Source organism: Methylobacterium sp. TK26 (genome assembly GCF_055361565.1).
The window spans coordinates 1,027,842-1,047,356 of the sequence record NZ_CM143965.1 but is presented as its reverse complement, the minus strand read 5'-3'; the positions used below and the strand labels follow the sequence as shown (position 1 = coordinate 1,047,356).

The following is a 19,515-nucleotide window of genomic DNA, read 5'->3' as shown; positions in this document are numbered from 1 at the left end:
CTCCGATGCGACGGTTTCTGCGCAACAATGCTCGGGCTATCTGCCACCGACCCACGCGCCTTATTGGACATTCGTTGGGTAATATAATGAAGCGGCGACGCTAAGTCATTGGCGCGTAACGTTTCACTGCGCTCCACCTAGTTATTTATTCGCCGTGAGACGGCAATGCTGTGAGATTTACCAGCAAAAATCCGGCAAACTGTTTGGCTTCCCGGCTTCCGATCACAAGCCCCAATCGCTGCTTCTCGGGGCCGGACAAACCGGACAAAACGGACAAATGTCCCGGATGTCCGCGTGTCCGTTTCCGGACGGACAGGACAAGGACACTAGGGAGTGTCCTGTCTGTCCGGTCTCGGATGTCCGGTCAGTCCGTGTCCGGTTTGAGCCAGAGGTGGTCGATGCCACCGAGCGCGACCGAGCCGATCAGGCTGCGGCCAAGGCAGGTATCGACAGCCCGCTTGAATGCCTTTCGTTTGGCTTCAGCGCGTTTGGCATCGTCGTCGCCGTCTGCCGGGTAGATGTCGCTGAAGCAGGCGCGAACGGTTTGCAGGGGGACGGCGCGAACCTCGCCCTGATCGGCTCCGTGAGGCCAAGCGCGGATGCCGTGGTCGGCGAGGCTGGAAAGCAGCGCCTCCCTGAAAACCTTTAGCGAGGTCGGCCACCGCTCTTTGGCTGCCGCAACTGCCGCTGCCGAGGTGCGATCTGTCTGCCAGTTGACGATGCAGGTCGTGATCGGCTCGCGGTCGTAGGTCTCGCCAACGGTCACGACGTCCAAAGAGTAGGGTATCTCGTAGCCACAGCGCCCGCCGCGAACCTTGCGGATCGCCATGCGGGTATTGCTGATGCTGCCGGCCTCGTCGCGGGTGGCGAGCATGGCCAGCACGACGTCGGCGGCGGCTTCCTTGGCTGACGAGCCGCGTGTGCCGGTCTCCACTGCTTTGCCGAAGTGATCGACGCCGAGGACGAACGCGCCGGTCTTGTGGCTGATGGCTTCCAAGGCGTTCATCACCCGCTGCGCCTCGGCGGCGGAGTTCTCGTCCATGAACCCAGCGCCTGCTGCCACGGTGTCCACTACGATCAGAGCCAGCGGCAGGCCGAAGGTTTCGGCCATGTGCTCGGCGGCGAGCTTGGCCACGGCCACCAGCTGCGGCACCGCATCGGCGTCCAGCAGGCGCGGGCATTCCTCGATCCAAGCGAACGGCAGCCGCTCCGGTGCATCGGGCCCAAGCTTGCCATGAACGAGGCCCCGTAAGCGGATCGGGATCTCGTGGGCGCCCTCCGCCGCGATGAAAAGGACGCCGCCTTGTCGCAGAACCTTTCGGCCGGCGAATGGCTCTCCGGTCATCACGGAGGCGCCGAGATCCAGAACGGCGAAGGTCTTGCCGGCCCCCCATTGGCCGGACGCGAGGCCTTTGCCAGTCTCCGGGAGCAGATCGCGGACGAGCCACGCCCGATCCGCATTTGGATCGGCATCGCCATGCCAACGAAGCGCAAGTGTCGTTGCAGTCCGTAGGTTAGCGGCCGGCAAGCGCTCAACGCGCGGTCGGGCCTTCGGCACGGATTGAGGATCGGGACTCGGCCAACCACAGAAGGGGTCGGCCTCGTCGTTCGTGGGCTGGCCGAAGGCGCGCTCGGACATTACGCACCTCCTCGTCGCGGAGCAGGACGCTGAAGCATCTCGGCGGCCTGGGTAGCGGTCAGCATCGCGGCGCTTGCGCACCGCAGGGCGTAGCTCACACCGCGCGCGTCATTCACAGACGCGAACCGAGCAGCCATGTCGGCGTAGGCTGCCGCGAGACCTGCAGCTTCACCGATGGCATCGAAGCTGAGACCGTCCATCGCGATCCGGTCGGGGCTGGGTACGGTCGCCTTCATGCGGCGCCTCCCTTCGCGAAGGTGTCCGCTGCGAAGCGCGCGAGCAGAGCGGCGTCGCTGCGACCGTGATCCTTCTTCCGGCTGAAACTTTCGGCCGAGGCGGGGAACAGCCTGAGTGCGAGCGCCCGACTGGCCTCCTTCGGATCGGCAGCGGCGAGGATGCCGTGATGCCGCTTCCAGACGGACGGGGTCACCAAGTGGGTCGGGAGGTGACAGAGTGCGGCCACCGTCTTGGCCGTGGCGTAGGCCGAGCCGATACCGAACGCCTGTCGGCAACCGTCGCGGGGCTGAGGGCCTTGCCGCTCGACAGCCGCCAGTGTCGGGCCGAGCTGCTTAATCCGACGCTCCAAGGCGTGCGGGTCCACCTCGCCGTTCACCACCGGCATGTCCTCGACGGACACCCGCTCTGAGAGGCTGGGGAAGTAGAAGGCGACCGCGCCCGTCAGGCCAGGGTCAATCGCGACTATGCAGAGTTCGGAAGGGGTGCTCATGCCCGGCCTCCCTCGGCGATCCAGCCCGGGAGATCGAAGGATGGCGTGAGGCCCTTCGCAAACTTGGCATAGTGCGGGTGCGCGACTCGCCAGTCGCGAAACCACGTCTCCCGGAACGGCTCAAGCCAAGCGATACCAGCTTGGCGCCATTCGTCGTGCTCGGTCAGCGCGTACATCGCCGCCGCTTCAAGACAGTCGATCTGCGTCTCGCAGAGATGTTCGAGAGCGGCCGTCATTACGATGGACAAGCCTAGCGCACTCACCTCTGCCATGAGGGTGTCATTGACCCACGCGGTGGCCAGCACTTGGTTGTCGCCGATGATGTCCAAGAGGAAGTCGGTGCGGTCGATCCACCGCGAACAGTCGAGAATGCCGGTCGTCCATGCTTCGACCGGTATGTCGGCCTCCATCCCAGCTACCTTCGGGTAGGCAGGCTCCTTCGGCCTCGGCAGTGGCGAGTGCGGCACGCTGTGACCGCCGTAGTTCTCAAAGCGAGGACAACCACTCAGACGCTTTGCATCCGCCACGAAACGGCGGCGCTCGGCGGCGTCATGGATGCCTGCCATCACTGCGGTCCCCTCCATATCGAACAGGAAGTGATCGGGGTCGGATGATGCATCCGACGACGGCTTAAAGACCGGGACTGATACGCCATAAGCGGTCGAGAACATGCCGTAGGGATTGCGAGCGCTCATCGCTGCGCCCTCCATGTGTCGAGGACGGGATAAGCAAGCTCGGCCAGCATCGCCGCCGTTGCGGGCGGAAGGCCAAACCGATGGCTCAGAATACGGGCTTGAAGAGGGGCGTGATCTGGCGCATATCTCTCAACGCTGACTTGCCGGAAAGCATTCGAGAGACCCGTGTCGCCCCGCGATGCGGGTTTTCTCATATCAAGCGGCCTCCTTCTCGGCGGCAGCTTCAGCAGCGCGACGAAGCGAAGCCGGAAGCGGGGTGTCTTGGATGCTCTGGCGCCACGCCGTCTCATCCTGCGAAAAGATGATAACTCGCCGTCCGACGCGCGTAGTCTTGGGCGCGCGCCCGATGGCCCTCAGGTAAAAGTACGAGCTTTCGCCAATCTTGTTGCGAAAGCAAAACTCAGAGATGCTGTAAGCGCCCGAGTCTTCTGCTCGGAAATCTCGAACAGGTCTTGGGCCGGCTCCGACGGCGGTTTCCGTCGGAAGCTGAAAACTCCTGCGAGGCATTGGCTAACTCCGCAAATCCACAAGGGGCTTGGTGGAGTAGAGTAGGCCCGTTCATGCTTTCCGGCGGAACGGAAGCAAGGAAATTTCTTATTCCCACCCTCGATTAGGCAGTGCTGCTTCGTTCCGGCGGAAGGTCATCGCACCAGTCACGCACGCTTTCCTTCAACTCATCGATGTCGTCGTCTCTTCCAAGACTGACTACGAGGAAGCGCGTCACTGCCGAGTGGGGGAAGTGATTAGCAGGAGGGCTAAACAGGTCGCGGATCATCGTCGCAATCATGCGAGCATGACCCCTCTTTTCATCGGCGACTTTCGGGAGCCGGCGGCCGAGGACACGCGGATTGTTTTTCATCATCCGCATCTCGCCTTGGCTTCGGAAATAGCCCTCGACTAATTCGAGCGCCGCAAGCAGATCGACACGAGCCCGCAGCGTGAGATCGGTGCTTGGTGCCTCCTGACAGAGCTTTGCTGCATCCAAGAATGGCCTAGCCATTTTCTTGGCCTCACCCTTGGTCCAGTATGTTCGCTGAGGCTGATAAATTTCGACCATGACCTGATAGAACAGCGCAGCCGCTAAGCGATCAAAAGTGCTCAGATTGTCTACCTGCGCCCCATAAGCATCTGGCGAAAAGCATGCGGGAATACGTGCGACACGCTCGTTCAGATTTGATCCTTCAGGCAATCGTCCAAGATCTTTCCACGCCTGCTCCATCCGCTTGTCGCAGAGAAGTCGCATGGCAACTTCATTAGTGAGGCCCGCTACTTCCTGCATGGCCTTCGCCCCATACGGCACCCAAGGTGGGACGGCGGCTGATCCGCTCATCCGACGCTCCGCAGTTGCGCCGGGGCAGGCGTGACGAGCGACACGGCCGCCAGCGCGGCCAACTCGTCCAAAGCCGTGACGATGTACGCGGAGTAGTGTGCCTCAATCATCGCGGTCGATGTGTCGTGGAGCGCGGCTACGAGGCGGACGGGTAGGTTGGCCCGCAGCCCCCGAACGATGCTGCTGTGGCGCAGAGCGTAGGGAACAACATCCCTCGGCAATCCGGCTTTGTCCAAAATCGCGCGCCAGACGTGGCGCATCTCAGTGGCCTCCTGCCACGGGATATGGTCGACCTTTCGCCACTTCCGTACCGTCAACATCTGCCACTTCGGGCGAAGGAGCAGCGGATCTGTTCCGCGACGCCCGACCAATGCTGGCTGGAGGGCGGAAATCACATCAGGCGCTACGCGAACCCCAATGTGTGAAATTGGGCGACGACCGGTGCCTTTCCGGCTCACCGGCACCATGAGCCGGTTCTGCTCAGTCTGAACGTCCGCGACTGTCATGCGAATGACCTGGGAGAACCTAAGCCCGGTGGCGGCCAGCACGAGAACTAGGCGCTGTAGATCGCCGTCCCAGCCGCTGCTGGCGTCCACCTCTGTCGCAGCCGCGACGATCCGGCGGACATCGGCATCCGGAAGGATCTGAGCGTTGCGCGCAACGGGAGCGGAAGCCGTTGGAGGGGTCAGGCCGTTGCGGATCGTCGTGGTGATCGTCGCTGGAAGCTGGTCGGCTTGCCGCCGGACCGCAGCATTAAGCGCCGCTCGGAAATCGTTGGTGATCCGGCGGACGCTGCCATCGGTAACTGCGGTAGCAATGTGAGCACGCCAGTTTTGCAGATCATCGACTGTGAGCGAGCGCAACGCCTTGCCGGCTAGGGCTCCATCGGACAGCACATGCTTTGTCAGTCGACAGCGGGTGTGCCGCCTCAGCGCCACGCCGTCTTTGTTCTTCGCCTCTCGGGCTTCGCGTACCTCGATATAAGCAGTGATCGCGTTCCGCACCGTGATCGTCGGCCCGAGCGCCGCAATGCGTTCGGCCTCCTCTAGCTCCCTGAGCCTGCCGCGAGCGCGGTCCTGCGCCTGCTGAAAGGTTAGAACAGTGCTGCCATTGGCATCCTGACGATCATCGGCTCTGCCGAGCGCCTCGACGGCATATCGTTCATCGCCGAGATAGCGACGAGCAACCCATGTGCCCCCAGTCTTGCCCTTGCGGTATCCAAGGTGAAGGCCGCGGTCGATGGCACGAAAATAAGGTTTTGCCTGCACCTTCAGCTTCGACCGTGCAGTCGGAGAGTCCAGGACGGCATCCCGCACGCGCTTGGCCATCGTGATTATCCTGTCCAATATCTGTCCAATGTAGCTGTGTGAGCAGCAGTGAACAAGTGTGATGCTGAGTAAGGCCCAGTGCTCAACGTCGAGAGCTTCGGTGGGCACTGGTGGATGCTACTATTGCCCCTCGGCGGCACCACGATGCACCTGCGCACGCAGGTGCTGCGCGACCTGGGCGGCTGGAATCCCGGCTGCGTGACGGAGGATGCCGATCTCGGCCTCCGACTGGCGCTGGCCGGCTACCGCACCGCCGACCTGCCGAGCGCGACCTACGAGGAGACGGCCAGGGGCGGCCGGCGCTGGCTGGCGCAGCGGACGCGCTGGCTCAAGGGCTTCCTGCAGGTGAGCCTCGCCCACGGGCGCCACCCCCGCGCGTTGTGGTCCGCGCTCGGCCCCCTCGGCGCCCTGGGCGCCCTCGCCCTCCTGCCCGGCACCGTCGCCTCGGCCCTGGCCTATCCCGCCTGCCTCGTCCTGTTCGCGTGGAATCTCGCCGCCGGGCGGCTCGCGCCCGCGCCCGTCGTCCTCGACAACCTCGCCACCGGCCTTGCCCTGACGCTGTTCGTCGCGGGGCTCGCCGCGATGGTGGCGCCCGCCGCCCTCGGGTGCCGCAGGCGCGGCTGGGGCGACCTGTGGTGGGTCATGCCCCTGCTACCGGTCTATTTCATCGGCGTGAGCGTGGCGGCCTGGGCGGCCGTCCTCGAACTGGTCCGCGCGCCCCACCGCTGGAACAAGACCGAGCACGGCTTCGCCCGGTCCTCGCGCAGCGGCAGGCGCGGCGTCGCACGGCGGCAACGGAACGGCGGGTCCGCCGTTGATTTCGCATGAGCGATCAATCGGCCACCATCGCGATCCTGATCGGCACCCCCGCCGGCGCCCGGCTCCTCGCCTCCGGCACCGAGCGGGACGCGGCACGGGCCGCCGAATTGTTCCTGCTGCGCCTGCCCGCCCGGGCGCTGCCCGCCCCGCTCTGGGTCCAGTGCGGGGACCGGGTCGCGGGCGACCGCCTCACCGCCTACCTCGCCGATTTCCAGGCCGAGCGGGTGCGCGAGCGCGACGGGATGACGGCGCCGGGCTTCTGATCCCCCGGCGCGAAAGGTGCTACAGCGGCCCGCCCCATCCCAGCGGAGCGGCCGATCCGTGACGACCTCTTCCGACAGCCCGATCCAGGTCCTCCTGCGCCTGATGGCCGACCTGCGCGATCCCGTGCGCGGCTGCGCCTGGGACGTGGAGCAGACGCCCGCGACCATCGCGCCTTACACGATCGAGGAGGCCTACGAGGTCGCCGACGCCGTGGCGCGGGGCGACCGCGAGGACCTGCGCGACGAGTTGGGCGACCTGCTGCTGCAGGTGGTGTTCCAGGCCCGCATGGCCGAGGAGGACGGCGCCTTCGCCTTCGACGACGTGGCCCGCGCCATCACCGCCAAGCTGATCCGCCGGCATCCGCACGTCTTCGCGCCGGACGGCACCCTGCTGCCGGAGGGCTCGCCCCGGCGCGACCCGGCGGAGGTCGAGGCGCAATGGGCGGCGATCAAGGCGCAGGAGCGCGCCGCCAAGCCGGTCGCGGCGCCCGATCCCCTGGGCGGCGTCGCCCAAGCCCTCCCGGCCCTGATGCGCGCGGAGAAGGTCTCGCGCCGGGCCGCCGCCTACGGGTTCGACTGGGACGACGCGGCCCAGGTGATCGACAAGGTCCGCGAGGAGACGGACGAGGTGGCCGAGGCGCTGGAGCGGGGCGAGACGGGACCCCTCGCCGAGGAGATCGGCGACCTGCTGTTCGCGGTGGCCAACCTCGCCCGCCACGCCGGCATCGACCCGGAGGCGGCCCTGCGCGACGGCACCCTGAAGTTCGAGCGCCGCTTCCGCGCCATGGCCGAGGAGCTGCGCGCGGAGGGCGGCGAACTCGGCCGCTCGGACCTCCCCGCCATGGAGGAGGCCTGGGGGCGGGTGAAGCGGGCGGAGAAGGCGTAAAGGCCGGTCGTAGGAAAAGAAAGGGCTATAGAATCGGTCGGTTCAGCCGTATCGAGGCGGCACGGTCGCCTCGCCCAAACCGCAGCCGCTCGGATCGTCGTCCGATGACCCACGGCGCGCGGCTCCTGCCTTTGCCGGCGTGCCGGCCGGCGACGTGGGCGGAGGTTCCGGCGGAGGATCGCCCGGCACCCCGGAGAGGACGATCCACAACGAGATCACGAAGCTCAAGGCCAACACCGTCAATGCTGCGGCCATCGCCTTCTTCATAGGCGGGGGTGTCGGGCCGCTGATCGGCATCGGCGTGACGGGTTTCACCCTGCTTCAGGCCGTCATGGTCCTCGTTTGGTTCTTCGTCGGGTTGGTCCTACATTCCATGGCTCAGACCGTCCTCGGAGGGTTGCTTCCATGACGAGCGGTATCGTCTACCTGCTCTTCGTCGTTCCGGCCGTCGCGCTGAGCCTCGGCGCGCTCGCTGTTGTGACGACGAGACGGAGCGCGGAACGGGTCCGCGACATCGAGCGTCGGCGGATCGCGAACTGATCCGCCCTCACGCCGCGACCCCTTCCAGCACCAGCAACACCAGCGGCAGGGCCGCCCCGGCGAGCACGGTCTGGAGGGCGATGATGCCCGCCATGAGCGGGGCGTCGCCGCCGAGCTGGCGGGCCATGATGTAGGAGGAGGAGGCGGTCGGCAGCGCCTGGAACAGCAGGGCCGTGGCCGCGGCCGGGCCGCGCAGGCCCAGCGCGAGGCAGGCGAGCACCGTCGCCAGGGGCATCAGCCCGAACTTCACCGCCGAGGTGACGGCGAGGGGCCGGATCCAGGTCCGTGCCGCCCCGAAATCCAGCGCCGCCCCGACGCAGAGCAGGCCGAGGGGCAGGGAGGCCTGCCCCAGCCCCTTCAGCATCCCGTCGACCCCCACCGGCAGGGGCAGGTGCAGCGCCTGGAGGGCGATGCCGAGGAGGCTCGCGACGACGAGGGGGTTGAGGGCGAGCTGCTTGGCGATGGCCGCCGGGGCGAGCCGCCCGCCGGACCCGAACCGGGCGAAGACGAGGACGCAGAGGATGTTGACGGTGGGCACGATGGCGGCGTTCGCCACGGCGGCCAGCGCGAGGCCCTGCGCCCCGAACAGGCCCACCGCCGCCGAGACCCCCACATAGTTGTTGAAGCGGATGCCGCCCTGGAACACCGAGGTGAAGGCCGCGCCGTCGAGGGCCAGATGCGGGCGCAGCATCAGGAGCACCACGGCGACGGCGACGGTCGAGCCGACGAGGACGAGGGCCAGCGACAGGACCGGCACCCCGTCGAGCCGCGCCGTGGCGAGCCCGTGCACGAACAGGGCGGGCAGCAGCACGTAATAGCCGAGCCGTTCCGCCTGCGGCCAGAACGCCTCGCCGATGAACCCGATCCGGCGCAGCACGGCCCCGAGCCCGATCAGCAGCGCGATCGGCAGAAGGGCGAGGAGGATGGCGCCGGTCACGGGGCGGGGTCCGGGTCTGGGGAGTGGCCGAGGGCCGGGAGCGGCCCCCTCATAGGCCGGGCTGGCGCGGCTGCAAATGCAGACCGCGTTGCGCTTCGTCGGTCGTGTCAGTCGTTCTCCTTGCCGCCTGCCTGTTGCCAGAAGCTGGCCAATTGGTGTGCTAACAGCCGACCTAGTAGCTGTTCCATTTTCGAAAGGTCTATTTCCCCTTCAGCGTATGCAGTATCTGCCGCATCGAGCGCTTCAAAATATGGGCTTCTATTATCGACAATTTGATCAGGGATAGTCGGCGTGCCCGGAAGGATCGTTTTTGCTCGAATCGATAGAGCAACATACGATGCGATCCGTGATGTTCTTCCATTTCCATCTGCAAAGGGATGTATCCAATTGAGTCGCCACATGACATAGGCGGCTAAATGAAGAGGAGATTTTTCATCCCAATGGTTGTTTATGTATTCACACATATCCTCAATGAGTTCGGGGACGAGATGTGCTCCTGGTGGAGCGTGTCTGCTTCCTCTAATTTCGACCCCACCGGGCCTGAAATTACCTGCGTACATGCTGATGCCACGCAAGGCCTCCCGATGCAGTCCCAGAAGAAGTGAGGGCCGCAGCTTGAAGCGACCTTCGCGCTCAAGTGCCTCTTGAACCGCAGCGATGCCGGCATCGTACTGACGCAGGCCATTTCTAGCCTCGGCCTCAGCCCTCTCCTGAGGATCCTTGATGAGGTCGGGTTCGAGCGCGTGGCTGTCGCGCTTCTCAGCTTCGCCCGTGCTCATCGCGCTCCTTCGCAAGCTTATCCGCTTGCTTGTCCACCATCTCACGGGTGATGAGCTTATTCTCAAAATGTGTGTTGCCGTAGGCGAAGCTTCGGCGTTGCTCCTCGCGATGTTCGGGCGAGGGCTGGGCTTGTTGGGCTGCTTTCAAAAGCTGCTTCAGTGCGTCCGCCATGGCCTGCTCTCGATAAGCCTCATACCCCTGCGTCGTCAGCCCGAGGGGCGAAAGCGCTAATGGGATAGAGACGCTACAACTCTGGAGTTGCCGTTTGGTAGCGCACCTTCCGCATTTATGGACAGGCAATTTGGAGGGAGGCCTGATGATGCCGCCTGTGTATCATTGGCTCATCACCGACATACCGCTTACCCGCTTGTAGGCCTCAGGTCACGCTGCCGTAGAGGTCGTAGGCCTCGGCCCGGTCGATCTTCACCGACACGATGTCGCCCACCCGCACCGGGCGGCGGAAGGCGGCGTGGACGGTGCCGTCGATCTCCGGCGCGTCGGCCTTGGAGCGGCCCCTGGCGATCCCGCCCTCCACCGCGTCCACGATCATCGGCATCCGGCGGCCGACCTTGGCCCGCTGCAGGCGCAGGGCGACGGCGTTCTGGGTCTCCATGAAGCGGCGCTTGCGCTCGGCCTTCACCTCCGGCGGCACTGGATCCGCGATGGCGTTGGCGGTGGCGCCCGCCACGGGCTCGAACTCGAAGCAGCCGACCCGGTCGAGCTTCGCCTCCTTCAGCCACTCCAGCAGTTCCTCGAACTCGGCCTCGGTCTCGCCGGGGAAGCCGACGATGAAGGTCGAGCGGATCGCGAGGTCGGGGCACCCGGCGCGCCACGACCGGATCCGGTCGAGCTGCTTCTCCTGGTTGCCCGGCCGGCGCATCCGCTTGAGGACGGACGGGCTCGCATGCTGCAGCGGCATGTCGAGGTAGGGAAGCACCTTCCCCTCGGCCATGAGCGGGATCACCTCGTCCACGTGCGGGTACGGGTAGACGTAGTGCAGGCGCACCCAGGCCCCGAGTTCCCCGAGTTCCTTGGCGAGGTCGTAGAACCGGGCGCGGACCTGCCGGTCGCGCCAGGGGCTCTCGGCGTAGCGGATGTCGAGGCCGTAGGCGCTCGTGTCCTGCGAGACGACCAGAAGCTCCTTCACCCCGGCCGTGACCAGTTTCTCGGCTTCCCGGAGCACGTCCGCCGCCGGGCGGCTCACGAGATCGCCGCGCAAGCTCGGGATGATGCAGAAACTGCAGCGGTTGTTGCAGCCCTCGGAAATCTTCAAATACGCGTAGTGGCGCGGCGTCAGCTTGATGCCCTGCGGCGGCACGAGGTCCACGAACGGGTCGTGGGCCGGGGGCGCCGCCTCGTGCACCGCCGCCAGGACCGATTCGTAGGCCTGCGGGCCGGTGACGGCGAGGAGGTCCGGATATTTCTCGCGGATCTCCTCCGGCTGCGCGCCCATGCAGCCGGTGACGATGACCCGCCCGTTCTCGGCCATGGCCTCGCCGATGGCGGCGAGCGATTCGGCCTTGGCGGAATCGAGGAAGCCGCAGGTGTTCACGATGACGAGGTCCGCCCCGTCGTGCTTGCGGGCAAGTTCGTAGCCCTCCGCGCGCAGGTGCGTCAGGATGCGCTCGGAATCCACCAGCGCCTTCGGGCAGCCGAGGGAGACGAACGAGATCTTGGGTGCACCCGGGGAGGCAGACTTGCTGTCGGGCGAGGCGGTGCTGGTCATGGGGCCATCGGATGCGGCGGCGCCCGCGCCGCTCACGGCACGTCGAGGACGCTGGCAGTCTTCGGGATGGACGCCGATATAGCGGATACAGGCCGCGAGTGCGAGCCTGCCCGCTCTTCCCCCACGGCATCGCCTGTGCGAGGGCGTCCCAACACCGCCGCGATCCGAAGGCCCGACCCCGGTTCATGTGGACCCGAGACCTCCCCACGATCGACGCCATCGCCGCCGCCGCACGGCTGCGCGCCCTGCCGGGGCTCGCCGTGCTCGACAGCGCCATGCGGCACGATGCCCTGGGCCGGCTCTCGGTGGTGGCCGCCGATCCCTTCGCCCGCTTCCGGTTCCGCGACGGGCAGGCGAGCCTCGACGGGCGCCCCGTCCCCGGCGGCCCGTTCGAGGCCCTGCGCGCCTGCCTCGCGCCCTACCGCCTGCCGGCCGATCCCGCCCGGCCCTTCCCCGGCGGGGCCATCGGCTACATCGCCTACGATTGCGGCGCCTGCCTGGAGCGGGTGACGCCCCCCGCCCGCCGGGCCGGGCTGACCGACGACATCGCCCTCGACTTCTACGACACGGTGCTCGCCCTCGACCACGCGGCCGGCACCGCGACCCTGCTCTCGACCGGCTTCCCCGAGACCGAACCGGGCCCCCGCGCGGCGCGGGCCGAGGCCCGCCTCGCCGCCTTCGCCGACCTCCTGCGCGATGCCCCCGCGCCGGAGCCCGCGCCCGATTGCGGCACCCTCGCGTGGCGCTCGAACTTCACCCGCCAAGCCTATGAGAGGGCTGTCGAAACCGTGCGCGATTACATCCGCGCGGGCGACATCTATCAGGCGAACATCGCCCAGCGCTTCACGGCGGACCTGCCGGCCGGGTTCGATCCCTTCGCCCTCTACAGGCGCCTGCGCGAGACCAACCCGGCCACCTTCGGCGCCTATCAGGAATTCGAGGGGCTGACCGTCGCCTCCTCCTCGCCGGAGCGGTTCGTGCGGCTCGACGGGCGCCATGTCGAGACGCGCCCGATCAAGGGCACCGCCAAGCGCCTGCCCGACCCGGCCGAGGACCGCGCCGCCGCCGAGGGGCTCGCCGCCTCTGCCAAGGACCGGGCCGAGAACGTGATGATCGTCGATCTCCTGCGCAACGACCTGTCGCGGGTCTGCGAGCCGGGCAGCGTCGCCGTGCCGGTGCTGTGCGGGCTGGAGACCTATGCCGGCGTCCACCACCTCGTCTCGGTGGTCACGGGCACGTTGCGGGACGGGCTCGACGGGCTCGACCTGTTGGAGAAGACGTTTCCGGGCGGCTCGATCACCGGGGCGCCGAAGATCCGCGCCATGGATATCATTGCCGAGATCGAGGGCGACGCCCGCGAGATCTATTGCGGCGCCATCGGCCGGATCGGCTTCGACGGCGACCTCGACACCTCCATCGCCATCCGCACCGTGTTCATGGACGACCGCGAGGCCGTGCTTCAGGCCGGCGGCGGCGTCACCCTGCTCTCCGAGCCGGGGCCGGAATACGACGAGACGCTCGCCAAGGCCGAGCGCGTGTTCCGGGCCTTCGCATGATCCTCGTCCTCGACAATTACGACTCGTTCGTCTTCAACGTCGTCCGCTACTTCGAGGAGCTGGGCCAGGAGGTCCGCGTCGTGCGCAACGACGCCCTCGACGTCGCCGGCATCCGCGCGCTGGCGCCGGAGGCCCTGGTCATCTCCCCCGGCCCCTGCACCCCGGCCGAGGCGGGGGTCTCGCTCCCGGCGATCCGCGACCTGTCGGGACACCTGCCGATCCTCGGCGTCTGCCTGGGCCATCAGGCCATCGGCGCGGCCTTCGGCGGCAGGGTCGAGCGGGCGCGGCGGCCCCTGCACGGGCAGGCGACGCCGGTCGCCCATGACGGAGCGCGGCTCTTCGCCGGCCTGCCCGCGCCGATGCCGGTGGGGCGCTACCATTCCCTGGTGGTGACGCCCCAGCCCGGCATGGAGGCAAACCTCGCCGTCGATGCGCTCTCCGACGAGGGCGAGGTGATGGCCCTCTCCCATCGGCGCCACCCGACCTATGGGGTTCAGTTCCACCCGGAATCGGTGCTCACCGAGAACGGCCACGCCATCTTCGGCAACTTCCTCGATCTCGCCCGCGCGTGGCGGGAGGGCCGGCGCGATGCTGTGGCGTGACGGGCAGATCCTCGCGGGCACGGAGGCGCCCCTCGACCATGCCGACCGGGGCCTGACGCTGGGCGACGGGCTGTTCGACACCGCGCTCGCCCTGAACGGCCGGGTAGCCTTCGAGGCCGAGCATGTCGCGCGGCTCGTCGCCTCCGCCGAGGTGCTGCGCATCCCCGCCGACGCGGCGGCGATCCGGTCGGCGATGCGGGCCCTCGCCGGCCGGGGCGAGCGGCTCGCCCTCCGCACCACGCTGACGCGGGGCGCCGGCCCGCGGGGCCTGAAGCCGCCGGAGGCCCCCCGCCCGACCCTCTTCGCCACCGCCGCCCCGAGCGGCCGTGCCATCGCCTTCGCGCCCCTGCGGCTGCGGCCGACCGCCATCGCCCGCAACGACACCTCCCCCGCCGCGCGGCTGAAGACGCTGGGCTACCTCGACGCCGTGATCGCGGCCGGCGAGGCGGCGCGGGACGGGTTCGACGAGGCGCTGTTCCGCAACACGAAGGGGCTGGTGGCCTGCGCCGGGACGGGCAACGTGTTCTGCGTGGCGGACGAGGGCACCCTCCTCACTCCGCCCCTCACGGACGGCGTGCTCGCCGGGATCGTCCGCGCGCGGGTGCTGGCCCTTGCGCCGGCTCACGGCCTCGCCGTAGCGGAGCGCTCCCTGACGCCGGACGATGTGCGGCGGGCGAAGGCCGTGTTCGTCACGAACTCCCTGCGCCTCCTCGCCCCGGTGACGGCCCTGGGCGAGACCGCCTACGATAGCGCCGGCCACCCGGCCTTCGCCCTCCTGCGGGAGGCGTTGCGCGCGGCGGTGGCGGAATCCTGCGGGGTCGCCCCGGAAGAGGTCGCGTGAGCGAAGGCAGAGGCCGGACGATCCTGCGCTGGGGGCTGTCGGGGGTCTACGCCTTCATCGGCGTGGTGCATCTCCTCGCCACCGACGCGATGCTGCCGCTGATGCCCGACTGGGTGCCGGAACCCCGCCTCGTCATCCAGGCGACGGGCCTGTGCGAACTCGCCGGGGCGCTGGGCCTGCAGATCCCCGCGACGCGGAAGGCCGCCGCCATCGGCCTCGCCCTCTATGCGGTCTGCGTCTACCCGGCGAACCTCAAGCACGCCTTCGAGCACATCCACATCGAGGGCATCCCGGATTCCTGGTGGTATCACGGCCCCCGGCTCGCCTTTCAGCCGGTCTTCGTCTGGGCCGCCCTCTGGGCTGGCGGGCTGATCGACTGGCCGTTCCGGCGGGGGCGCTGACGGTGCCCTCCTCTCCCCGCCTGCGGGGAGAGGCCCGTTTGCACCTCGTCGTGCTAACGGGAAGCGAGAGACGAAGCCGAAGCGGCGGTGAGGGGGCTCGCAGGATGAGCCTCCTTCGGCCGACCCCCTCACCTCCGGCTGCCGCCTTGCTTCGCCCCCGACAAGGGGGGGCTCAGCCCTCTCCCCGCACGCGGGGCGAGGGGACGATCGCCCGTCGGCCGGATCTCATTCCAATCGCCTGTGGCCCCCGGCGCCTCCCGCCTTGACCCGGCTCCCCTCCCCTTGGCATTGAACGAACCGGGAACGTCTGGGGCGTCAGCGATGCAGACGGAGGTCGCCCTCCGGAAGATCATCCATATCGACATGGATGCGTTCTACGCCTCCGTGGAGCAGCGCGACGACCCGAGCCTGCGCGGCAAGCCGCTGGCGGTGGGCGGCTCGCGGGAGCGGGGCGTGGTGATGGCCGCGAGCTACGAGGCGCGGCCCTTCGGCGTGCGCTCGGCCATGCCGGCATCGACCGCCCGGCGGCTCTGCCCGGACCTCGTCTTCGTGAAGCCGCGCTTCGAGGTCTACCGGCAGGTCTCGGAGGAAATCCGCGCCGTCTTCGCCCTCCACACCGAGGTGATCGAGCCGGTCGCCCTGGACGAGGCCTATCTCGACGTCACCGAGAACCTGCTGGGGCTCCCCACCGCCACGGCGGTGGCCAAGGCGATCCGGGCCGAGATCCTGGAGCGCACCGGCCTCGTGGCCTCGGCGGGGGTGTCCTACAACAAGTTCCTGGCCAAGGTCGCCTCGGACCACCGCAAGCCGAACGCCCTCTTCGTCATCACCCCGGCGATGGGGGCGGATTTCGTGGCGGAGCTGCCCATCGGGCGCTTCCACGGAGTTGGGCCGGTCACGGAGGCCAAGATGAAGCGCCTGGGCATCGAGACCGGCGCCGACCTGCGCGCCTGGGACCTCGACCGGCTCAAGGAGACCTTCGGTTCGGCCGGGCACTATTATCACGCCGTCGCCCGGGGCATCGACGAGCGGCCGGTGCGGGCGCACCGCATCCGCAAGTCCATCGGCGCCGAGACCACCTTCACCGACGACACCGCCGCCTACGAGGTGCTGGCCGAGCGCTTGGCCCCGATGGTCGACAAGGTCTGGCGCGGCGCCGAGGCGAAGGCCATGCGCGGGCGCACCGTCACCCTGAAGCTCAAGTTCTCGGACTTCTCCCTCGTCACCCGCGCCCGCTCCCTGCCCGCGCCGGTGCCCGACCGGGACAGTCTGGAGCGGATCGGCCTGGACCTGCTGCGCGGGCTCTTTCCCCTGCGCCGCACCGCCCGGCTGATCGGGGTCTCGCTGTCGGGCTTCACGCAGGAGGAGGCCGAGGCGCCGCAGCAGCTCGGCCTCGGGCTGTGAGGCCGGATTGCCTACTTGTTCTTGCGCGGCCGGTGGTTCGGATCCACGCCGCCCTCGGGGGTCGTCTCGTTCTCGACATCGCCCTCGAAGGTGGAATCCAGTTCCAGCTCTTCCGGGTCCGCCCCGGCCATGCCCTTCGAGGTACCGATCCCCGGATTGCCCTTGAGGTCCGCATCGGTGGGCGTGGTCGTCTTGGGTTGCTTGTTGGACATGCTGCCTCCTGATGAGCCAAGGGCAACGCCGGTTCCCGCCCCGGGTCCCGGCCCTGCGGCGCTTCGCCCTCTCAGCCGAGGTCGGCCGTCCCGATCCGGCCGATGCCGGCGGCCTCCATCCGCGCCCAGGCGGCGGCGACGGAGCCGCCCGCCGACGAGGGCACGTCGATGCCGGCCACCGCATCCTCCACCACCCACGCCTCGAACCCGGCCTCCCGCGCGTCGAGGGCGCTCCACAGGACGCAGAAATCCGTGGCGAGGCCGCACAGGAAGACCCGGCGGATGCCGCGCTCCCGCAGGGCCCCGGCGAGGCCGGTGCGGGTCGTCCGGTCGGCTTCGAGGAAGGCGGAGTAGCTGTCGACGCCGGCCTGGAGGCCCTTTCGCACCACGAGGGCAGCGCGGGCGGTGTCGAGCCCCGGCGCGAAGGCCGCGCCCGCACTTCCCTGCACGCAATGGTCCGGCCAGAGGGCCTGCTCTCCGCCGACGAGGCGCACCGTCTCGAACGGCGCCCGGCCGGGATGGCTCGACGCGAAGGAGACGTGCCCCGGCGGGTGCCAATCCTGGGTCAGGGCGATGTGCCGGAACCGCGCCTGGAGCCCGTTGATCGGCCGGACGACGGCATCGCCGTCCGGCACGGGGAGCGCGCCTTCGGGGAGGAAGTCGACCTGCACATCGACGACGAGGAGCAGGTCGGTGTCCCCTGGGGTCAAGGCACCATGACCGTGGAGCCGGTGGTCTCGCGACCGGCGAGATCGCGATGAACCTCTTGGGCCTCGGCCAGGGGGCGCACGGCGTTCACGGCGATCTTCACCGCGCCGGAGCGCACGGCGTTGAACAGGTTGGCAGCGGCCTCTTCCAGCACCGGGCGCTGGCTGGCGAAGGTGGCGAGCGTCGGCCGCGTGACGTAGAGCGAGCCCTTGGCGGCGAGCAGGCCGAGGTCGAGCCCGGTGATCGGGCCGGAGGCCGAGCCGAAGCTCGCCAGCAGGCCGGTGGGGGCGAGGCTGTCCAGGGAGCCCATCAGGGTGGCCTGGCCGACGCCGTCATAGACGACCGGCACGCCCTTGCCGCCGGTCAACTCGCGCACGCGCTTGGCCACGTCCTCGCTGCGGTAGAGGATGACGTGATCGCAGCCGTTCTGCCGGGCGAGTTCCGCCTTCTCCTCGCTGCCGGCGGTGCCGATCACCGTGGCGCCGAGATGCTTGGCCCATTGGCAGGCGATGAGGCCGACGCCGCCCGCCGCCGCGTGCCACAGGATCGTGTCACCGGGCTTCACCTTGTAGGTGCGGTTCAGGAGGTATTCGGCGGTGAGGCCCTTGAGCATCATCGCGGCGGCGGTCTGGGCGTCGATGCCCTCGGGCATCGGCACGGCGGCGGAGGCGGCGATCACCGGCTCCTCCGCGTAGCAGCCGTCGGCCACGGAGCCGTAGGCGACCCGGTCGCCGACCTTGAACTGCGCCACGCCCTCGCCCACGGCGGTCACGGTGCCCGCGCCCTCCTTGCCGGGGGTGAAGGGCATGTGCGGGGACTTGTAGGCGCCCGTGCGGAAATAGATGTCGATGAAGTTGACGCCGATCGCCTCCTGGCGGACGCGGATCTGGCCGGCGCCCGGCTCGGCGAGCGGCACGTCCTCCAGCTTCATCACCTCGGGGCCGCCGTACTCGTAGACCCGGATCGCCTTCGGCATCGTTCTCTCCCGTGATGTCACACCCCGCCCCGCAGCGAGATAGACCCACGGGGGCGGGAGGCAATTTCTTTTGTTGGGCCGCCCCGGACGGGGCGCCCCGTCACAGCCCCAGCATCAGCGACAGGTTCTGCACCGCCGCGCCGGAGGCACCCTTCCCGAGGTTGTCGAGGCGGGCGACCAGCACCGCCTGCCCGTGCTCGGCCGAGCCGAAGACGCGCAGTTCCAGCCGGTCGGTGTCGTTCAGGGCCTCGGGGGCGAGGGGCTCCTTGCCGACGGCCTCCACCACCTGCACCAGGGTCTGGCCCCGGTACCAGCCGGTGAGCGCCGCCTCCAGGTCGGCCGGCTTTGGCCGGCCCGGCAGGGCGTCGAGGTGGAGGGGCACGCTCACCAGCATCCCCTGGCGGAAATTGCCGACGGAGGGCACGAAGATCGGCCGGTGGGTGAGCCCGCTGTAGATCTGGATCTCGGGCAGGTGCTTGTGGGCGAAGCCGAGGCCATAGAGGATAAAGGGCGGGGCGCGGCCCGCCTCGTAATCCTCGATCATCCCCTTGCCGCCGCCGCTGTAGCCGCTGACCGCGTTGAGGCTGAGGGGGAAGTCGGCCGGGATCAGCCCGCCCTCGACCAGGGGGCGCAGCAAGGCGATGCCGCCGGTCGGGTAGCAGCCGGGGTTGGCGACCCGCCGGGCGGAGGCCACGGCCTCGGCCTGGCCCGGCGCCATCTCCGGGAAACCGTAGGTCCAGCCCGAGGCCGTCCGGTGGGCGGTGCTGGCATCGAGGATCTTCGGGCCGCCGTTCGGCAGGCCGTCCGCGAGGGCCACCGTCTCCACGGCGGCGGCGTCCGGCAGGCAGAGCACGACGAGATCGACCTGCGCCAGCAGGTCTCGCTTGGCCGCCGGGTCTTTGCGGTGCTCCGGGGCGATGCTGACGAGGCGCACGCGGCCGTCGCGCTCCAGGCGCTCGCGGATGCCGAGGCCGGTGGTGCCCGCCTCGCCATCGATGAACACGCTCGGCTGTGCCGTCTCGTCCCTGTTCGCCATGTTCGCCTCGCACGCCGGAATCGGCCCGGCGTCTCGCCGGGGCAGGTGGAGGGTGTCGGGGGCCGCTGTCAACGGGCGAACCATCCCCAGCTTGCCGAACCGCCGCGGG

24 protein-coding genes are annotated in these 19,515 nt (G+C 68.6%); 10 read left to right on the top strand and 14 right to left on the bottom strand.

Annotation, left to right across the window (positions count from 1 at the left end):
* Nucleotides 1-364: 364 nt before the first annotated feature.
* The 6 genes from ACXJ1Y_RS05180 to ACXJ1Y_RS05155 form a co-directional block, all read right to left on the bottom strand.
* The gene (locus tag ACXJ1Y_RS05180) at nt 365-1,639 is read right to left on the bottom strand and encodes an ATP-binding protein (protein ID WP_463849066.1); all 1,275 of its coding nucleotides are present in this window, start codon (nt 1,637-1,639) and stop codon (nt 365-367) included.
* A complete protein-coding gene (locus tag ACXJ1Y_RS05175; protein WP_243951784.1) occupies nt 1,639-1,875 on the bottom strand; it encodes a hypothetical protein in 237 nt (78 codons plus the stop codon). Before ACXJ1Y_RS05175 ends, ACXJ1Y_RS05180 begins: the two co-directional genes overlap by 1 nt.
* Nucleotides 1,872-2,366 (bottom strand): RuvC family protein, encoded by a 495-nt coding sequence (locus ACXJ1Y_RS05170; RefSeq protein ID WP_463849065.1) that lies wholly within the window; start codon nt 2,364-2,366, stop codon nt 1,872-1,874. The genes ACXJ1Y_RS05175 and ACXJ1Y_RS05170 overlap by 4 nt, the downstream gene beginning before the upstream one ends.
* The gene (locus ACXJ1Y_RS05165; protein WP_463849064.1) at nt 2,363-3,061 is read right to left on the bottom strand and encodes a hypothetical protein; all 699 of its coding nucleotides are present in this window, start codon (nt 3,059-3,061) and stop codon (nt 2,363-2,365) included. The genes ACXJ1Y_RS05170 and ACXJ1Y_RS05165 overlap by 4 nt, the downstream gene beginning before the upstream one ends.
* Before the next feature lie 610 nt (nt 3,062-3,671).
* Entirely contained in the window at nt 3,672-4,391 is a 720-nt protein-coding gene (locus ACXJ1Y_RS05160; RefSeq protein WP_463849063.1) for a hypothetical protein, read from the bottom strand.
* The gene (locus tag ACXJ1Y_RS05155) at nt 4,388-5,719 is read right to left on the bottom strand and encodes a tyrosine-type recombinase/integrase (RefSeq protein ID WP_463849062.1); all 1,332 of its coding nucleotides are present in this window, start codon (nt 5,717-5,719) and stop codon (nt 4,388-4,390) included. Before ACXJ1Y_RS05155 ends, ACXJ1Y_RS05160 begins: the two co-directional genes overlap by 4 nt.
* 78 nt (nt 5,720-5,797) lie before the next feature.
* Here ACXJ1Y_RS05155 and ACXJ1Y_RS05150 point away from each other — a divergent pair, with 78 nt between their 5' ends.
* From ACXJ1Y_RS05150 to ACXJ1Y_RS05130, 5 genes are all read left to right on the top strand, one after another.
* Nucleotides 5,798-6,547: a glycosyltransferase family 2 protein gene (locus tag ACXJ1Y_RS05150; RefSeq protein WP_463849061.1), complete on the top strand. Its 750-nt coding sequence runs from the start codon at nt 5,798-5,800 to the stop codon at nt 6,545-6,547.
* The gene (locus tag ACXJ1Y_RS05145) at nt 6,544-6,801 is read left to right on the top strand and encodes a hypothetical protein (RefSeq protein ID WP_463849060.1); all 258 of its coding nucleotides are present in this window, start codon (nt 6,544-6,546) and stop codon (nt 6,799-6,801) included. The genes ACXJ1Y_RS05150 and ACXJ1Y_RS05145 overlap by 4 nt, the downstream gene beginning before the upstream one ends.
* A 58-nt stretch (nt 6,802-6,859) precedes the next feature.
* Nucleotides 6,860-7,687, top strand: coding sequence for a nucleoside triphosphate pyrophosphohydrolase (gene mazG, locus ACXJ1Y_RS05140; RefSeq protein ID WP_463849059.1), 828 nt, complete (start codon nt 6,860-6,862; stop codon nt 7,685-7,687).
* A 139-nt stretch (nt 7,688-7,826) separates the two neighbouring features.
* Nucleotides 7,827-8,096: a hypothetical protein gene (locus ACXJ1Y_RS05135; protein ID WP_463849058.1), complete on the top strand. Its 270-nt coding sequence runs from the start codon at nt 7,827-7,829 to the stop codon at nt 8,094-8,096.
* Nucleotides 8,093-8,227: a hypothetical protein gene (locus tag ACXJ1Y_RS05130; protein WP_463849057.1), complete on the top strand. Its 135-nt coding sequence runs from the start codon at nt 8,093-8,095 to the stop codon at nt 8,225-8,227. The genes ACXJ1Y_RS05135 and ACXJ1Y_RS05130 overlap by 4 nt, the downstream gene beginning before the upstream one ends.
* A gap of 7 nt (nt 8,228-8,234) precedes the next feature.
* On the opposite strand, the gene ACXJ1Y_RS05125 is transcribed toward ACXJ1Y_RS05130, so the two are convergent.
* From ACXJ1Y_RS05125 to rimO, 4 genes are all read right to left on the bottom strand, one after another.
* On the bottom strand, nt 8,235-9,164 hold the full coding sequence (locus ACXJ1Y_RS05125) for an AEC family transporter (RefSeq protein WP_463849056.1): 930 nt from the start codon (nt 9,162-9,164) through the stop codon (nt 8,235-8,237).
* A 107-nt stretch (nt 9,165-9,271) separates the two neighbouring features.
* Nucleotides 9,272-9,943: a Fic family protein gene (locus ACXJ1Y_RS05120; RefSeq protein WP_463849055.1), complete on the bottom strand. Its 672-nt coding sequence runs from the start codon at nt 9,941-9,943 to the stop codon at nt 9,272-9,274.
* Entirely contained in the window at nt 9,924-10,115 is a 192-nt protein-coding gene (locus ACXJ1Y_RS05115) for a hypothetical protein (protein ID WP_463849054.1), read from the bottom strand. The genes ACXJ1Y_RS05120 and ACXJ1Y_RS05115 overlap by 20 nt, the downstream gene beginning before the upstream one ends.
* 205 nt (nt 10,116-10,320) lie before the next feature.
* Entirely contained in the window at nt 10,321-11,670 is a 1,350-nt protein-coding gene (gene rimO / locus ACXJ1Y_RS05110) for a 30S ribosomal protein S12 methylthiotransferase RimO (protein WP_463849053.1), read from the bottom strand.
* Between the two features lie 185 nt (nt 11,671-11,855).
* Here rimO and pabB point away from each other — a divergent pair, with 185 nt between their 5' ends.
* From pabB to dinB, 5 genes are all read left to right on the top strand, one after another.
* A complete protein-coding gene (gene pabB / locus ACXJ1Y_RS05105) occupies nt 11,856-13,226 on the top strand; it encodes an aminodeoxychorismate synthase component I (RefSeq protein ID WP_463849052.1) in 1,371 nt (456 codons plus the stop codon).
* Nucleotides 13,223-13,828, top strand: a complete 606-nt coding sequence (locus ACXJ1Y_RS05100) for an anthranilate synthase component II (protein WP_463849051.1) — start codon at nt 13,223-13,225, stop codon at nt 13,826-13,828. The genes pabB and ACXJ1Y_RS05100 overlap by 4 nt, the downstream gene beginning before the upstream one ends.
* Entirely contained in the window at nt 13,815-14,669 is an 855-nt protein-coding gene (locus tag ACXJ1Y_RS05095; protein WP_463849050.1) for an aminotransferase class IV, read from the top strand. Before ACXJ1Y_RS05100 ends, ACXJ1Y_RS05095 begins: the two co-directional genes overlap by 14 nt.
* A 23-nt stretch (nt 14,670-14,692) precedes the next feature.
* Entirely contained in the window at nt 14,693-15,070 is a 378-nt protein-coding gene (locus tag ACXJ1Y_RS05090; RefSeq protein WP_463850040.1) for a DoxX family protein, read from the top strand.
* 321 nt (nt 15,071-15,391) lie between these two features.
* On the top strand, nt 15,392-16,474 hold the full coding sequence (dinB, locus tag ACXJ1Y_RS05085) for a DNA polymerase IV (RefSeq protein ID WP_463849049.1): 1,083 nt from the start codon (nt 15,392-15,394) through the stop codon (nt 16,472-16,474).
* 11 nt (nt 16,475-16,485) lie between these two features.
* Here the strand turns inward: dinB and ACXJ1Y_RS05080 are convergent, their stop codons facing one another.
* From ACXJ1Y_RS05080 to argC, 4 genes are all read right to left on the bottom strand, one after another.
* Nucleotides 16,486-16,686 (bottom strand): hypothetical protein, encoded by a 201-nt coding sequence (locus tag ACXJ1Y_RS05080; RefSeq protein ID WP_243953175.1) that lies wholly within the window; start codon nt 16,684-16,686, stop codon nt 16,486-16,488.
* A 71-nt stretch (nt 16,687-16,757) separates the two neighbouring features.
* Nucleotides 16,758-17,396, bottom strand: coding sequence for a nicotinamidase (locus ACXJ1Y_RS05075; RefSeq protein WP_463849048.1), 639 nt, complete (start codon nt 17,394-17,396; stop codon nt 16,758-16,760).
* The gene (locus tag ACXJ1Y_RS05070) at nt 17,393-18,370 is read right to left on the bottom strand and encodes a quinone oxidoreductase family protein (RefSeq protein ID WP_463849047.1); all 978 of its coding nucleotides are present in this window, start codon (nt 18,368-18,370) and stop codon (nt 17,393-17,395) included. Before ACXJ1Y_RS05070 ends, ACXJ1Y_RS05075 begins: the two co-directional genes overlap by 4 nt.
* 100 nt (nt 18,371-18,470) lie before the next feature.
* Complete coding sequence (gene argC, locus ACXJ1Y_RS05065; RefSeq protein ID WP_463849046.1) at nt 18,471-19,406, bottom strand: N-acetyl-gamma-glutamyl-phosphate reductase; 936 nt, start codon at nt 19,404-19,406, stop codon at nt 18,471-18,473.
* Nucleotides 19,407-19,515: the final 109 nt, after the last annotated feature.

Coding starts and splice junctions, on each gene's coding strand:
- ACXJ1Y_RS05180 (WP_463849066.1), bottom strand. CDS start 1,639: ATGTCCGAGCGCGCCTTCGGCCAGCCCACGAACGACGAGGCCGACCCC.
- ACXJ1Y_RS05175 (WP_243951784.1), bottom strand. CDS start 1,875: ATGAAGGCGACCGTACCCAGCCCCGACCGGATCGCGATGGACGGTCTC.
- ACXJ1Y_RS05170 (WP_463849065.1), bottom strand. CDS start 2,366: ATGAGCACCCCTTCCGAACTCTGCATAGTCGCGATTGACCCTGGCCTG.
- ACXJ1Y_RS05165 (WP_463849064.1), bottom strand. CDS start 3,061: ATGAGCGCTCGCAATCCCTACGGCATGTTCTCGACCGCTTATGGCGTA.
- ACXJ1Y_RS05160 (WP_463849063.1), bottom strand. CDS start 4,391: ATGAGCGGATCAGCCGCCGTCCCACCTTGGGTGCCGTATGGGGCGAAG.
- ACXJ1Y_RS05155 (WP_463849062.1), bottom strand. CDS start 5,719: ATGGCCAAGCGCGTGCGGGATGCCGTCCTGGACTCTCCGACTGCACGG.
- ACXJ1Y_RS05145 (WP_463849060.1), top strand. CDS start 6,544: ATGAGCGATCAATCGGCCACCATCGCGATCCTGATCGGCACCCCCGCC.
- ACXJ1Y_RS05130 (WP_463849057.1), top strand. CDS start 8,093: ATGACGAGCGGTATCGTCTACCTGCTCTTCGTCGTTCCGGCCGTCGCG.
- ACXJ1Y_RS05120 (WP_463849055.1), bottom strand. CDS start 9,943: ATGAGCACGGGCGAAGCTGAGAAGCGCGACAGCCACGCGCTCGAACCC.
- ACXJ1Y_RS05115 (WP_463849054.1), bottom strand. CDS start 10,115: ATGGCGGACGCACTGAAGCAGCTTTTGAAAGCAGCCCAACAAGCCCAG.
- rimO (WP_463849053.1), bottom strand. CDS start 11,670: ATGACCAGCACCGCCTCGCCCGACAGCAAGTCTGCCTCCCCGGGTGCA.
- pabB (WP_463849052.1), top strand. CDS start 11,856: ATGTGGACCCGAGACCTCCCCACGATCGACGCCATCGCCGCCGCCGCA.
- ACXJ1Y_RS05100 (WP_463849051.1), top strand. CDS start 13,223: ATGATCCTCGTCCTCGACAATTACGACTCGTTCGTCTTCAACGTCGTC.
- ACXJ1Y_RS05095 (WP_463849050.1), top strand. CDS start 13,815: ATGCTGTGGCGTGACGGGCAGATCCTCGCGGGCACGGAGGCGCCCCTC.
- dinB (WP_463849049.1), top strand. CDS start 15,392: ATGCAGACGGAGGTCGCCCTCCGGAAGATCATCCATATCGACATGGAT.
- ACXJ1Y_RS05080 (WP_243953175.1), bottom strand. CDS start 16,686: ATGTCCAACAAGCAACCCAAGACGACCACGCCCACCGATGCGGACCTC.
- ACXJ1Y_RS05070 (WP_463849047.1), bottom strand. CDS start 18,370: ATGCCGAAGGCGATCCGGGTCTACGAGTACGGCGGCCCCGAGGTGATG.
- argC (WP_463849046.1), bottom strand. CDS start 19,406: ATGGCGAACAGGGACGAGACGGCACAGCCGAGCGTGTTCATCGATGGC.